General features: G+C 66.8%; 9 protein-coding genes. All 9 read right to left on the bottom strand.

Annotated elements, in window-relative coordinates; translation table 11 throughout:
* Positions 1 to 12: 12 nt before the first annotated feature.
* A complete protein-coding gene (locus ACSQ2F_RS13805) occupies positions 13 to 1,050 on the bottom strand; it encodes an SDR family oxidoreductase (protein WP_436023716.1) in 1,038 nt (345 codons plus the stop codon).
* The gene (locus tag ACSQ2F_RS13810) at positions 1,050 to 2,330 is read right to left on the bottom strand and encodes a nucleotide sugar dehydrogenase (RefSeq protein WP_436023718.1); all 1,281 of its coding nucleotides are present in this window, start codon (positions 2,328 to 2,330) and stop codon (positions 1,050 to 1,052) included. Before ACSQ2F_RS13810 ends, ACSQ2F_RS13805 begins: the two co-directional genes overlap by 1 nt.
* A gap of 380 nt (positions 2,331 to 2,710) precedes the next feature.
* Positions 2,711 to 4,558, bottom strand: coding sequence for a hypothetical protein (locus tag ACSQ2F_RS13815; RefSeq protein WP_436023720.1), 1,848 nt, complete (start codon positions 4,556 to 4,558; stop codon positions 2,711 to 2,713).
* Positions 4,559 to 5,225: 667 nt separating this feature from the next.
* Positions 5,226 to 7,094, bottom strand: a complete 1,869-nt coding sequence (locus ACSQ2F_RS13820; RefSeq protein ID WP_436023722.1) for a hypothetical protein — start codon at positions 7,092 to 7,094, stop codon at positions 5,226 to 5,228.
* 473 nt (positions 7,095 to 7,567) lie between these two features.
* The gene (locus ACSQ2F_RS13825; RefSeq protein WP_436023724.1) at positions 7,568 to 9,067 is read right to left on the bottom strand and encodes a hypothetical protein; all 1,500 of its coding nucleotides are present in this window, start codon (positions 9,065 to 9,067) and stop codon (positions 7,568 to 7,570) included.
* A 278-nt stretch (positions 9,068 to 9,345) separates the two neighbouring features.
* The gene (locus ACSQ2F_RS13830) at positions 9,346 to 10,128 is read right to left on the bottom strand and encodes a YdcF family protein (protein WP_436023726.1); all 783 of its coding nucleotides are present in this window, start codon (positions 10,126 to 10,128) and stop codon (positions 9,346 to 9,348) included.
* Between the two features lie 10 nt (positions 10,129 to 10,138).
* The gene (locus ACSQ2F_RS13835; RefSeq protein ID WP_436023728.1) at positions 10,139 to 11,455 is read right to left on the bottom strand and encodes a hypothetical protein; all 1,317 of its coding nucleotides are present in this window, start codon (positions 11,453 to 11,455) and stop codon (positions 10,139 to 10,141) included.
* Positions 11,456 to 11,475: 20 nt separating this feature from the next.
* A complete protein-coding gene (locus ACSQ2F_RS13840; protein WP_436023730.1) occupies positions 11,476 to 12,552 on the bottom strand; it encodes a CapA family protein in 1,077 nt (358 codons plus the stop codon).
* On the bottom strand, positions 12,552 to 13,844 hold the full coding sequence (locus ACSQ2F_RS13845; RefSeq protein WP_436023732.1) for an O-antigen ligase family protein: 1,293 nt from the start codon (positions 13,842 to 13,844) through the stop codon (positions 12,552 to 12,554). The genes ACSQ2F_RS13840 and ACSQ2F_RS13845 overlap by 1 nt, the downstream gene beginning before the upstream one ends.
* Positions 13,845 to 13,869 lie beyond the last annotated feature (25 nt).

Raw genomic sequence — 13,869 nt, forward strand, 5'->3', positions numbered from 1 at the left:
GGCCGATCGGGTTCAGCCGCGGCGCTCGGCGTCCCGGACATACCAGGCGACGGCCTGCTTGAGGCCGGCGTGCACGTCGTGCGTCGGCGCGTAGCCGAGCAGTCGTGACGCCTTGCTGATGTCGGCGAGCGAATGCCGCACGTCACCGGCACGGAAGTCCTGGTACACCGGGGCCGCCACCTGCAAGGCGGGACGCTCGACGGCGAGCGAGCCGGCGATCGCCGCATGCAACTGGTTCAACGTCGTGCGGTCGCCCACCGCCACGTTGTAGACCTGGTTCGAGGCGTCCGGGTCGTCGGCGATGCCAGCCCGCAGGTTGGCCTGCACGACGTTGTTGATGAAGCAGAAGTCGCGCGACGTTTCACCATCGCCGTTGATGAGGCAGGCGTCGCCCTTGAGCATGGCCGCCACCCACTTCGGGATCACGGCGGCGTAGGCACCGTGCGGATCCTGGCGGGGCCCGAAGACGTTGAAGTAGCGCAGCCCGATCGACGAGAGGCCGTAGGTGCGTCCGAAGACATCGGCGTACAGCTCGTTGAGGTATTTCGTGACGGCGTAGGGTGACAGCGGCCGTCCGATGACGTCCTCGACCTTCGGCAAGGTGGGCGAATCGCCATAGGTGGAGCTGGACGCCGCGTACACGAAGCGCTTCACGCCCGCATCCTTGGCGCCGGTCAGCATGTTGAGGAAGCCGGTGGCGTTGGCCCGGTGCGTCGTCAGCGGATCCTTGATGGAGCGCGGCACGGAGCCCAACGCGGCCTGGTGCAGCACCACATCAATGCCCTCGCAAGCACGGCGGGCGGTGTCGGCGTCGGCAATGTCGCCTTCGATGAACTGGTGGCGCGCCCAGGCGGCTTCGCCGACCGCCTCGCGCACCTGCTCGAGGTTGTGTCGGTGGCCGGTGGCGAAGTTGTCTAGGCTCGTGACCTGCTGGCCCGCGCGCAGGAGGTTCTCGAGCAGGTGGGAACCGATGAACCCCGCACTGCCCGTGACCAGCCAGCGGCGTGGCGAGGCCTCGACCTGGGCGAGGACCGTCTGCAACGCGTCCATCACAGGCGCCACACGCTGATGCCGCGCTCGCGCAGCGCTGCGGCGTCGGCCTGCGCCTTCACGTCGACATAGAGGCCGCCGGGAGCGAGCTTCTCGACGTACGCATCGACCGTGTGGGCCTTGAGTTCCTTGTGGGCCACGGCAGCGACGATGGCGTTCGAGCGCGGCAGGTGCTCCCATGAGACCAGGTTGACGCCGTATTCGTGCTTGGCTTCCTCCGCCGAGCACACGGGGTCGTGCACGTGCACCGTGACGCCGTACGACTCCAGCTCGCGGATGACGTCGATCACCTTGGAATTGCGCAGGTCCGGGCAGTCTTCCTTGAAGGTGAGGCCGAGCACCGCGACGTTGGCGCCCTTCACCTGGAAGCCGGCCTGGATCAGGTTCTTGATGGTCTGTTCGGCGATGTACTTGCCCATGCCGTCGTTGATGCGGCGGCCCGCCAGGATGACCTGCGGGTGGTAGCCCATGCGCTCGGCCTTGTGGGTGAGGTAGTAGGGATCGACGCCGATGCAGTGGCCACCGACCAGGCCCGGACGGAAGGGCAGGAAGTTCCACTTGGTGCCGGCCGCCTCGAGCACGTCGATGGTGTCGATGCCGATGCGGTGGAAGATGAGCGACAGCTCGTTCACCAGCGCGATGTTCAGGTCACGCTGCGTGTTCTCGATGACCTTGGCCGCCTCGGCGACCTTGATGCTGGCGGCCTTGTAGACGCCGGCCGTGATGACGGCGGAATAGATCTCGGCCACCCGGTCCAGCGTTTCGGGCGTGTCGCCGGACACCACTTTCGTGATGCTGGTGAGGGTGTGCACCTTGTCGCCGGGGTTGATGCGCTCGGGGGAGTAGCCGACGAAGAAGTCCTTCTTCCACTTCAGGCCCGACTCGGCCTCGAGGATGGGGATGCAGACCTCTTCGGTGGCGCCCGGGTACACCGTCGACTCGAACACGATGGTGGCGCCCGGCTTCAGGTTGCGACCGACGGAGGTGCTCGAGCCGACGAGCGGCGAGAAGTCGGGGTTGTGCGCGTCGTCCACCGGCGTGGGCACGGCCACGATGACGAAGTCGGCGTCGCGCAGGGCGGACGGGTCGGTCGTGACGGTCAGCTGCGACGCGGCCTTGAGGTTCTCGGTGCTCACCTCGCCCGTCGGGTCGACGTGGCGCCGATAGGCTTCCACCTTCGCGACGGACAGGTCGAAGCCGATGGTCCGGAACTTCTTGCCGAACTCGACGGCCAGGGGAAGGCCGACATAGCCGAGTCCGACGATGGCGATAGTGGTCATGGTGTGCGTTGGATGAAAGGGAGGGAAATGAACCTCGGGGACGCCGGGTGCAGGACGAAGTTGCGAGCGACCGCTTCGGTCGGGCTGCGCGCCGAGCCGGTTGCCCGCCACCGATGCGCCGTTGCGCATGGTACGCGAGCCGGTACCTCCGCCCATGTCGTTTCACCCTCGAAGCTGGCCCTGCGCCAGGCGTGGTGTTCACCCGGTCAAAGCCGGCGCCCACGTTCGCGATCAGTCGGCGCCTGGGTCAGGATCATCCCGGAGGGCGGGGGACCGACCAATCCCTGACTCACGGGGTCGAACCAGCCACACCGGGGGCTTGCGAAGACGCGAAAAAGCCCCCTGGCTTTCGCGAGGGGGCTCGAAGGAAGTGCCGAGATTTACTTCAGCGCGCCGGCGGGAATCTCGACCGTGTAGGTCTCGACGTCCATCTCGCTGCCGTTACCCCAGTTGGAGTTGAACGCCACGCGGGTGAAGTCCCGGTTCACGCTCGCCACCGGAGTCGTCCAGTAGCCGTTGGCACCCGAACGGTGGTGGGCCAGCGTGTAGACCTTCGGATTGGCCGCCAGTTGGACGGCGAAGATCTTGCGATGCTGCCAGTTGAGGGCGCCGCTGTCCGCGTAGGTGCTCATCACGACCCAGCCCTTCTTGTTGAACGCCTTGCCCGACACGTGCAGGGCCGTCGCGCCGCCGTTGAGGTAGGTGTTCACGAGGGCGGTACGCACACCGGTGCGGATGTTCATCATGAACACGTCGCCGCTGTTGTAGTCGATCGCCACGTAGGCGTCGTCGCCTTCAGCCGTCAGGGCGATGTCCGAGTGCTCCGACTTGTTCAGCAGCTGCTTCTTGGTGCTGAAGTCGCGGGAGAACGCGGTGGTGCCCAGGGCGCCGTCGCTCGACACCACGCAGTAGTTGCCGCTCGGCGTCATGCTCACGTGGTCCGGACGCTCGCCGTTCGTGTTGTACATGCCCAGGATGGTGTTCGTGTCACGGTCCCAGGTGAAGACCCCGACGCTGCCCCAGCTGGCGTTGTCGACCATGAAGCACCAGTAGCGGCCGTCCGCCGAGGGCGAACCTTCCGAACGGGTCCAGGCTGCCGCGGCGCCAGGCCACTTGGCCTTCAGGCGGGCTGCGAAGTCGCCGACCACGCGGGTCGCCCCGGTCGTGACGTTGAGCTCATGCAGCTTCATGCCCAGGCCGAACGACGGAATGTAGTACAGCAGGTCCGGGTTGGTGGCGTGCCACTGCGGTTCGGCATCGGCCGCCGGGCCGCTCAGCGTCTTGAGACGAGCGCGGGTGTTGGCGTCATACAGGTGCCAGAAACCGTCGCTCGCGGCGATCAGTTGACGGGTGCTGTTGGCGTTGAAGGCCTGGCGACGCGAGTAGTCGTTGCGGGCAAAGCCGGTCGTGCCGTCAGCCGTGTGGCTGGTCGCACGCACCACGCAGGTCTTGAAGTTGGGATCGGTGATGGCAACACCCTTGGCCGGCTTGGCCAGGGTCGTCACGGTGTTCGCCACGCGCGTGGTGTTCAGGGCGAAATCGCTGCCGTAGAACGTCGAGCAGGCAGGGCTGAGCGAGCCGGTGGTCGTCGGGGCCGGTGCGGGCGCCGGTGCAGGCGCCGGAGCAGGAGCAGGAGCCGGTGCAGGCGCCGGAGCCGGTGCAGGAGCCGGAGCCGGTGCGGGAGCCGGTGCCGGAGCCGGAGCAGGTGCAGTGGTCGTGGTCTTCCAGGTGGCCGTCGTGCCGCTGACCGTCAGCGTCTTGTAGACGCGGGTCTTGTTGCCGGCGGTGTCGGTCACCGCAATGGTGATGGCGTTGTCACCGCTCAGGACGGGAAGGGAGTCAATGGCCCAAGCGGCAGACTTGGCCACGTTGCTCAGGCTGGCGACGCCAGAGACGTTGTTGCGGGCGTTCCACCACGAAACGCGTGCCACGGCCACGTTGTCAGCAGCAGCGCCGGTCAGAGTGCGGGTCTTGCCCACGAGGTTCCAGCCGCCCGATCCATTGATGGAAAGGGTCGGGGCCACGGTGTCGGCACCGAGCAGCTGAACGGTCGATTCCGTTTCCGCGCCATCGGCGGAGGGAGCCATGTCGGCCACTTGGCGAGCTGCGTCGCCGGTCGTGGCATTCGTGCCTTCGGCTGCTCCACCGCCACCGCCGCAAGCAGCGAGGGCCAGGAGAACGATGCCTTCGGCAACAGCGGTCATGCCAAACTTCAGGGTAACTTTCATCTCAACTCCGTCGATAACTGGGAAAACAATGTCCTGGGGGTCAACTGAGCCCCAGTGGCGTAGCAGTGCTGAAAGCGAAGGAACCGACGGGATCGGTGAGACGCAGGGCGCGTATCGCAACACACTGCCGTCTGATGCTTGCCAGACTCCCGTCTGGGCGTTTTCACATCAACGGCATTCATCAAATGCAGGACTGAAGTGTCGCCCCGGCCCATGGAGGGTCCGTAACGAGACCCAGAGCCTGTAACAAGCGCACGGGAGTGTCCTGAGGAGCTCCGATGTCGTGTTTACCGACCGACTCCCCTGGGTAAGGGGAGTGGAGCACCCCCGCAGTCGCGGGGGTCGCCGCTCGGTTCAGGCCCGTTTTGTTGTTTTTACGTCGTGAAGTGCGACCGTTTTGTTACCCAAAACAACATTCCGGGCGATTTTTGGCTGCTGGTTCGCGGAAAAGGCGGCCAGCACTGGCCCCGAAAATGCAATTCGCGGCCGAGGAGCACTGGGTCTGTCAAGCTTCATCCGCCGGTATGACGCCCTCCGGTGCGCACCCCGCCGGGGCCCGGACACGCTTCAGCCTCCTGACCACCGCGCGCGGGCCCCGGAAACGAAGCCGGCCCGCCAATGGCGGGCCGGACAGGGGCAGGAGCACGGGCTCACCCCGGCTGGGGGATCACTTCAAGGCAGTGGCCGGGATCTCCACGACGTAGTCGTCCACGTCCATCTCGCTGCCGTTGCCCCAGTTGGAGTTGAACGCCACGCGGGTGAAGTCCCGGTTCACGCTTGCCACCGGCGTCGTCCAGTAGCCGTTGGCGCCCGAACGGTGGTGGGCCAGCGTGTAGATCTTCGGGTTGGCCGTCAGCTGCACGGCCATGATCTTGCGGTGCAGCCATTTGAGCGCGCCGCTCTCGGCATAGGTGCTCACCACCACCCAGCCCTTCTTGTTGAAGGCCTTGCCCGAGATGTGCAGTGCCGTTGCGGTGCCATTCACGTAGGTGCTGAACAGGGGCGTACGCGCCCCCGTGCGGATGTTCACCATGAACACGTCGCCGTTCTGCGAGTTGTAGTCCACCGCCACGTAGGCGTCGTCGCCCTCGGCAGTCAGCGCGATGTCCGAATGCTCCGACTTGCTCAGCAGCTGCTTCTTGGTGCTGAAGTCGCGGGAGAACGCGGTCGTGCCCAGGGCGCCGTCGCTCGACACCACGCAGTAGTTGCCGCTCGGCGTCATGCTCACGTGGTCCGGACGCTCGCCGTTCGTGTTGTACATGCCCAGGATGGTGTTCGTGTCACGGTCCCAGGTGAAGACACCGACGCTGCCCCAGCTGGCGTTGTCGACCATGAAGCACCAGTAGCGGCCGTCCGCCGAGGGCGAACCTTCCGAACGGGTCCAAGCTGCCGCGGCGCCAGGCCACTTGGCCTTCAGGCGGGCTGCGAAGTCGCCGACCACGCGGGTCGCCCCGGTCGTGACGTTGAGCTCATGCAGCTTCATGCCCAGGCCGAACGGCGGGATGTAGTACAGCAGGTCCGGGTTCGACGGGTGCCATTGCGGTTCGGCATCGGCCGCCGGGCCGTTCAGCACCTTCAGGTGAGCGCGGGTGTTGGCGTCATACAGATGCCAGTAGCCGTCGCTTGCGGACACCAGTTGCTTCGAGCTGTTCGCGTTGAAGGCCTGGCGACGCGAGTAGTCGTTCCGGGCAAAGCCCGTCACGCCGTCGGCCGTGTGGTCCGTCGAGCGGACCAGGCAGGTGCGATAGGTCGGCTCCGCCACCGCCACGCCCTTGGTGGGCTTGCCGAGCGACACCAGTGAGTCGAGCGAAAGCAAACTCGTCAGCGAGAAGCTGTTCGCATAGAACTTGGCGCACGCCGGGCTCAACGCGGCACCTGATCCGCCCGTCACGGGAGTCGGCGCCGGAGCGGGCGCGGGGGACGGCTTCGGGGCGGGCGCCGGAGCTGGCGACGGCGCGGGAGCCGGGGCCGGAGCGGCTGTGCCGCCATCCAGCGGGCGTACCAGGCTGAGTTTCGTGCGGGTCTTGTTGCCAGCGGCATCGCGCGCGGCCACATAGATGACGTTGCGGCCCGGGGCCAAGGTCAGTCCATCGATCGTCCAGGTGACCGACTTGCCATTGGCGCTGCGCCGGGCGTTGCCCTTGGCGCCGCCGTTCCAGTTGTACCAGTTGACCTGCGTGACCCCGACGTTGTCGGACGCGGTGCCGGTGATGGTGCGCTTGACGTTGGCCTTGACCCAGGTGCCCCCGGTGACCGAAATGGCCGGAGCGGCCCGGTCCTGTGCTGCGGCGAGCACGTTGGCTTGTCCGGAGCCTTCAGAATCCGCGTCGTCGCCGAAGAGCGCCTTGTCGACCTCCGCTTCCTGTTCGGGCGACAGGGCTTCGGAGTTCGCGTCGCCGTTTGCCGCGACCGCGTCGTCGGTGGACGCCGACGCCGTCGCGTCGGGAGAACCGCTCCCGCCTCCGCAAGCAGCCAGGGCAAGCAGCAACAGGCCGGATGGGACGGCTTTCAGGCCGGACTTCGCGAGTTTTCTCATGTCGGGGGACTCCGTGATCTGTCGTGAGAAACAACGGCATCGAAACCGTTGCTCGTGAATGGGACCTGGGCGGTACTGCGGCCTCGAGGTCAGTCGCGCACTGTGTTGGGGAACGTCAGGGCCCGAGGCCGATTCGCTCCGTGGCGACGAAATGCAGGCCGCAGGTTAGCGGCGTGTCCTCGAACACCCGTAACGAAACCCAAGGCGGAGAGTCCCTGCACAGGGCCCTGCGGACCCATCTCGCAAAACGCCGAATCTCGAAGAAAGCCCGCCAATGCTTGCGATGCGGGCTTCCGGGAACGCCTTCCCAGGCGTCAGCGGACTCCTACGCGTCCGTTACGTTCGAACACATCTAAGTCCGAGAAAAGTCGAATGGAGCGTGATGGATGCCGCACTTTCGGGCGGAACTTCGCCCCAGCGGGCGGATCCGCCGTCGAAATCGTGAACCGGGGCGGTGCACGGCACCGCCGGTGTCACTTGAGTGCGTCGGCCGGGATCTCGATGACGTAGTCGTCCACGTCCATCTCGCTGCCGTTGCCCCAGTTGGAGTTGAACGCCACGCGGGTGAAGTCCCGGTTCACGCTTGCCACCGGCGTCGTCCAGTAGCCATTGGCACCCGAACGGTGGTGGGCCAGCGTGTAGATCTTCGGGTTGGCCGTCAGCTGCACGGCCATGATCTTGCGGTGCAGCCATTTGAGCGCGCCGCTCTCGGCATAGGTGCTCACCACCACCCAGCCCTTCTTGTTGAAGGCCTTGCCCGAGATGTGCAGTGCCGTTGCGGTGCCATTCACGTAGGTGCTGAACAGGGGCGTACGCGCCCCCGTGCGGATGTTCACCATGAACACGTCGCCGTTCTGCGAGTTGTAGTCCACCGCCACGTAGGCGTCGTCGCCCTCGGCAGTCAGCGCGATGTCCGAATGCTCCGACTTGCTCAGCAGCTGCTTCTTGGTGCTGAAGTCGCGGGAGAACGCGGTCGTGCCCAGGGCGCCGTCGCTCGACACCACGCAGTAGTTGCCGCTCGGCGTCATGCTCACGTGGTCCGGACGCTCGCCGTTCGTGTTGTACATGCCCAGGACGGTGTTGGTGTCACGGTCCCAGGTGAAGACCCCGACGCTGCCCCAGCTGGCGTTGTCGACCATGAAGCACCAGTAGCGGCCGTCCGCCGAAGGCGAACCTTCCGAACGGGTCCAGGCTGCCGCGGCGCCAGGCCACTTGGCCTTCAGGCGGGCTGCGAAGTCGCCGACCACGCGGGTCGCCCCGGTCGTGACGTTGAGCTCATGCAGCTTCATCCCCAGGCCGAACGGCGGGATGTAGTACAGCAGGTCCGGGTTCGACGGGTGCCACTGCGGTTCGGCATCGGCCGCCGGGCCGTTCAGCACCTTCAGGTGGGCACGGGTATTGGCGTCATACAGATGCCAGTAGCCGTCGCTTGCGGACACCAGTTGCTTCGAGCTGTTCGCGTTGAAGGCCTGGCGACGCGAGTAGTCGTTCCGGGCAAAGCCCGTCACGCCGTCGGCCGTGTGGTCCGTCGAGCGGACCAGGCAGGTGCGATAGGTCGGCTCCGCCACCGCCACGCCCTTGGTGGGCTTGCCGAGCACCGCCAGGGCATCGAGGGAGAGCGCGCTCGCCAGGTTGAAGGTGGACGAATAGAACCGCGTGCAGGCCGGGCTCATGCTCGCGACACCCACGGCCGGCGCGGGCGTCGGATCGGGTTGCGGCGTCGGCGTCGGGGCGGGGGCTGGCGCAGTGACGGGTGCGGGTGCGGGTGCGGGGGCCGGAGCAGGGGCTGGCGCCGGTGCCGGTGCCGGCGCAGTGCCGCCGTTGCCCGTGGGAACCTTGGATGGATCAGTGGGTGTCGACCCGGTGTCCGCACCGGGCGCGGCGTCGCCATTGGCCCCGCCGCAGGCCGCGAGCGCCAGGCAGGCAAATGCCTCGACCACAGCCGTCGCAACGGCTTTTCGGCTCAGGTTCATGTGACACGCTCCCCATCGAATCCAATAAACCCATGACCTGGGCCGTCGACCGGTGCCCCTTGACGGTGTGCCCGGTCGTGTAAGTTGTCGCAGGGTAGTGCCGAACCCGCCCATCAGATGTAACCGGCTGCACACGGCTGTAACCAGCAGAGGGTTACCGAGACACCGCGCCCTGGTCGCACGGCACCCCTGTTGAGCAATTCGTCACGGCTGCCCCGGCCCGCCGCCTCTCCGGAGGCGCGAGCGGCAGTTACAACGCACAGGCCGCAAGCGCGACTTCATGCCCAACCGCGCGCATTGTAATAAGCCAGCCCGATGATCTCGTGCAACACATCGGCAAAGTTCAGCGCACCGCGCGCGTTGGGCAACCAGGCGCCCCATGCGGGCTCGGCCAACTGTCGGTAGTCACATCGATGGGGCTGGACCCGCAGGCCGAGCCGGTTCGCCACGCCGAGCGCCCGCGGCATGTGCATCGCGCTCGTCACCAGCCAGACCGGGCCGGCATGTGCCTGGATCACCGGCGCTGCCGCGCGCAGCTCGTCGTGCGTGCGGGTGGCACCCGAGCGCACGCGGACGGCCGAGGCCGGCACGCCCAACTGGATGGCGTGTCGGGCCATCACCTGGCCCAGTGAGGCGCCCGTGCCTTCATGCCCATCGACGTCGCCGGCGAAGAGCAATGTGCCGCCCACGCGCCGCCACAGCGATACGCCTTCCAGCAATCGTTCCCAACCGGCATCGTCCAGGCGGGCGCGCAAGGACCCGCCTCGTGTGCTCACCTCGCCGCTGGCCATGACCATGATCAGTGGCGGTCCCTCGTCGGCGCTGGCCGGCGCGATCTCGAGCGGCAAGGGTCCCTCCAGCGCGCGCAGGCCCAGGTTGGCCACCGCAGGGGTCGAGAAGATCCAGGCCCAGGCGGCGAGACCGGTCAGCAGCCACCGCGCAAGCGGCCCCCAGCGATCACGCCGCCGCCACACCGCCACGGACGCCACGCAAAGCCCGACAACGAGGTAGGTGCTGACCGGCAGCAGCGCGTCGGTCCAGGACGTGAAGAACGCCTGCATGACGGCGGGGTCAGCGCGTCAAACCAGGAGGCAGGACGATCATGTACGCGTCCACGTCCATCTCGCTGCGGCTGCCCCAGTTGGAGTTGAACAGGACGCGGGTCAGGTCGCGGTTCACCGAGGCCACCGGTGCGGTGAAGTACTTGTTGTACTGGCCTTGGGTGCGCGCCAGATGCAGGATGCGGGGCCGCGCCTTCAACTCCACCAGCATCACCTTCCGGTGCAGCCACTGCGGGGAGGAGGCGCCGTTCTCGGCATACGTCGAGACCACGGCCCATCCCGGCACGCGGTGGGCCCGTCCGGACACGTGGAGCGCCGTGGTCGTGCCGCGGGTGTAGGTGTCGAACAGGTCGGTTCGCGTACCCGTGCGCAGGTTGACCATGAACAGCGGCCCGCCCCGGGCGTTGTAGTCGATGGCCACGTAGGCATCGTCCCCCTCGGGGGTGAGCGCCAGGTCCGAGTGTTCGCTCTTGGCCTGCAGCTTCACCGGATTGCGGAAGTCCCGGGTGAACGCCGTCGGGCCGTCCAGCCACGACACCACGACATGCCGGCCGCTGAGGCTCATGCTGAGGTGATCCGGGCGGTCCCGTCGGTTGGACGCGAGGTCGTAGGTCGCGATGATGTGGTTTTCCGCCAGGTCGAAGGTGAAGAGGCCGAGGCCCTTCCAGTCGCCGCTGTCGACCAGGAACGCCCAGTAGCGGCCATCCGCCGAGGGCGAGCCTTCCGAACGCGTCCACACCGCATTGGCAGCGGGCCAGTGCGCACGGATGCGACTCGCGAAATCGGCGACTTCCCGGATCTCGCCGTTGCGCACATTCGTCACGAGCAGCTTCATGCCCACCCCGTTGTTGGGAAGGAAATAGAGCAGGTCGGGATCGGTGGGGTGCCATTGCGGCTCGGCATCACCGGCAAGCCCCTTCAGCTGGACGACATGATCGAGCGTGCGGCCGTCGTACAGGTGCCAGTGCCCATCGCTCGCCACCACCAGCACCCGCGAACTGTCGGCGTTGAAGGCCTGGCGCCGCGAATAGTCGTTGCGTGCGAACCCGCGCGGCGGCTCGTCGTCGTGCGCCGTCAGCCGGACCACGCACGTGCCATAGACGCCCTCGCCCACCGGTTCGCCCTTGGGGGGTCGTGCCGCGGTCGGCCCATCGGCCGGCGCGACGTGCTGTCCGGCGAGCGGCCGCCAGGATTTGGCATACAAGGAAGCGCAGCGGGGCTCGACCGGCTCCGCCGGACGAAGCAGCTTGGGCTGCGCGGCGCACGCGCCGCCCATCAGCGTCAGGCCGGCAAGCAAGCCGGCGAGCGATCTCATCCAGTGGTTCATGGAAGCTCCTTGGTGGAGGGTCAGCGGGAGTCGTCGACACCGGGGCGACCAGCCAGACGGCGAAGCTTGTGCAATGCCCGCCGACTGAACAGGACCTTCGCCCGGGGGCGGAGCCAGAACTGCAGGAACACCACCGCGCGGTAGAACAAGGCGTATCCCGGAAGATGCCACAGCCGCAACGCGTGGCCCCCGGACATCATGCGCCGATGGCCGGTGAGCTGAGGGCGCCCGTCATCGGCAATCCGGACATGCTCAAGGGTGACCTCATTGACCTTGCCCGCCTCCACCGCGACGGTCAGCACCGCCGAACGACGATGCCGCGCCTCGGGCACGAACCGGTACGCCTGCTCCAGGCCCTGCCAGACCACCCGCTGCTGCAGGCCGGCGATCGTGATCCCGCCAAGACCGTAGGCGATCACCCCGTGGCGGTAGCGCTCGCACCCCTGCAGCACATGAGCGTGGTGGCCGGCCACCACATCGGCGCCCGCCTCCACCAGCTGGCGGGCCATCCGCACTTGCGCGGGACTCGGCCACGCCACGTGCTCGTCGCCCCAATGGACCGAGACGACGAGCAGATCGCAGCCCTGGCGGGCGGCTGCCACGCGTGCCGTCAGGTCGGGCGCTTGCAGCGAAAGCACAGCGCCGCCTGCATCGCGGGCCGGGTGCGTGCTGTCGCAGGTCACGCCGATGAAACCCACCCGAAGGTCATCGAGCCGCACCACGCTGACGGCCGCCGCCTCGGCAACGTCGGCGCCGGCACCGAAGACCTGAAAGCCGGCGCCCCGCAGTCGGTCCCTGCTTGCCTCGAAGGCGGCCCGGCCGAAATCGAAGACATGGTTGTTCGACAAGGACAACACGTTGAACCCCGCCCGGCGGAGCACCGGCAGCCATGCGGGATCGACCGGCATGCGGATCTTGTCCGGGGGCAACAACGGCCGCTCGGCGAGGGCCACGCCCTCGAAGTTGCCGAACACCACCTCGCTCCCGTTCATGGCTCGTGCCAGATCATCGAAGAACGCGTCGCGCGCTGCCGGCTCGAGCGCATCGAGTTCCCCGGAGAGGAACAGGTCGCCGACGAAGCTCAATCGCCGGCTCATCACGCCATCATCCGGGGCCGCGGCTTGAGCGCCTGCTCAGCCGCAAGCTCTTGCTCGATCATGCAGCGCATGCGACTCACCAGCGCCGTCAGCACCCAGAGGTTGCCCATCATGTCGCCGAAATTGAACGCGCTGCCGAAGGTGTTGGCGATGATGAACGCCACCATCGCCCCCTTGAACCCGGAGGCAAGCGCCTTCTCGCGCGCGCTGCGCGCCACCTTTGCGAGTTTGGAGCCCTCGCGGTACATCATGAAGATCATCAGCAGGTAGGCGAACTCCCCCAACGGGCCCATCTCGGCCAGCACCAGAACGTAGTAGTTGTGGGCATCGAGGTTGCTGATGGGACTGTAGTTGCCGATATGGTGTTTGAACCGCTCCAGTCCGACGCCCATCGGGTTGTCGTGCCACATGGCGATGGCGCCCTCCCAGAGCACGTAGCGGCTCTCGGTCGATTCATCCTTTTCGCCGGTTTCCTGTTGTTCCTCTGAGCCCAGCAAACGCTCGACCGCGGATTCGGGCGCCCACACCGGGAAGGAGAGCACGACGGACGCGATCACGACGAGGACGGCCTTGCTCGCTGAAGCGCCCATCAACATCACGCCGGCAGCCAGGGCGTAGTACGACTTTCGCGAGTAGGTGTAGAACAGGCCCAGCACCGTGATGGCCATGGCACCGGCGAGCCCGAGCTTCAGGAACTTGCGCTTCTGGTAGAGAAGCTCACCGAAGATGATCGGCGCGTACTGGGCGTAGAACACGCCCGCGGTGTTGGACGACTGCCAGCCGTGGCCGAACGGCCCGGACACCCGGGCGCCCGTGCTGTAGCTCGTGGCACCCAGCGCGATGTACTGCCGCACCGCCTGCAGGCCGGCGACCGCGGTGACGATGATGAGCGCCCAGTAGACCCAGTCCAGCGTCTTGCGATCGCGCACGGCATGGAAGTACAGGAAGTACAGCCCCATGTAGAACACATGGTTCTTGTAGAAGATGACGTCGTTGAGCGATGCCGGGACGTCGCCCATGATCATCCCGTTCACCATGGCCATCAGCGAGACGAGCCAGAAGAAGAACAGGTAGTTCCGCAGCGGCGCCGAGCGCGGCGGGTCCGTGAATTTCGGCCGGGCCGCGAAGAAGAGCACCAGTGCGATCAGGAAGAAGATGTTCAGCAGATTCACGCCCGGCAGCGGCGTGAACTGGAACCGGCGCATGTTGGGCATGAACGCGACCAGCACCACCAGCATGTACATCAGCATGCGGGGGTGCGGAACCGCGCTGGAGGGCGATCGGGAGTCCACGGATGATCTGTTGATGTGCACGGAT

The organism is Rhizobacter sp. LjRoot28, assembly GCF_964253025.1.
Classification (GTDB): Bacteria; Pseudomonadota; Gammaproteobacteria; order Burkholderiales; family Burkholderiaceae_C; genus Rhizobacter.

Coding starts and splice junctions, on each gene's coding strand:
- ACSQ2F_RS13815 (WP_436023720.1), bottom strand. CDS start 4,558: ATGAAAGTTACCCTGAAGTTTGGCATGACCGCTGTTGCCGAAGGCATC.
- ACSQ2F_RS13840 (WP_436023730.1), bottom strand. CDS start 12,552: ATGAGCCGGCGATTGAGCTTCGTCGGCGACCTGTTCCTCTCCGGGGAA.
- ACSQ2F_RS13825 (WP_436023724.1), bottom strand. CDS start 9,067: ATGAACCTGAGCCGAAAAGCCGTTGCGACGGCTGTGGTCGAGGCATTT.
- ACSQ2F_RS13820 (WP_436023722.1), bottom strand. CDS start 7,094: ATGAGAAAACTCGCGAAGTCCGGCCTGAAAGCCGTCCCATCCGGCCTG.
- ACSQ2F_RS13810 (WP_436023718.1), bottom strand. CDS start 2,330: ATGACCACTATCGCCATCGTCGGACTCGGCTATGTCGGCCTTCCCCTG.
- ACSQ2F_RS13830 (WP_436023726.1), bottom strand. CDS start 10,128: ATGCAGGCGTTCTTCACGTCCTGGACCGACGCGCTGCTGCCGGTCAGC.
- ACSQ2F_RS13805 (WP_436023716.1), bottom strand. CDS start 1,050: ATGGACGCGTTGCAGACGGTCCTCGCCCAGGTCGAGGCCTCGCCACGC.
- ACSQ2F_RS13835 (WP_436023728.1), bottom strand. CDS start 11,455: ATGAACCACTGGATGAGATCGCTCGCCGGCTTGCTTGCCGGCCTGACG.